At 60.7% G+C, this 331-nt stretch carries 1 protein-coding gene; it reads right to left on the bottom strand.

Features of this window, described 5'->3' with window-relative positions; genetic code table 11:
- On the bottom strand, positions 1-331 hold a 331-nt coding region (locus ACTJK5_RS23125; protein WP_440613335.1), incomplete at both ends, for a methyl-accepting chemotaxis protein.

Here is a 331-nt window from a genome sequence, read left to right as displayed (position 1 = left end):
TGCGTTCTGCCAGCTTGCGCACTTCGGAGGCGACGACGGCAAAGCCCTTGCCATGCTCACCGGCTCGCGCGGCTTCAACAGCGGCATTCAGTGCCAGAAGGTCGGTCTGACGTGCGATTTCCTGAACGATGGAAATCTTCTGCGCAATCGTGCGCATGGCGACCACGGCACGGCCAACCGCTTCACCGCTTGCCTCTGCATCCTTGGAAGACTGACGCGCGATCTTCTCCGTCTGGGCAGCATTGTCGGCGTTCTGCTTGATGTTGGCCGCCATCTCTTCCATCGAAGCGGAGGCTTCTTCGGCAGAGGATGCCTGTTCGGTTGCACCCTG

Source organism: Agrobacterium sp. 22094 (assembly GCF_052046015.1).
In the GTDB taxonomy this organism is placed as follows: domain Bacteria; phylum Pseudomonadota; class Alphaproteobacteria; order Rhizobiales; family Rhizobiaceae; genus Agrobacterium; species Agrobacterium cavarae.
This window is presented reverse-complemented; position numbering and strand designations above follow the sequence as displayed.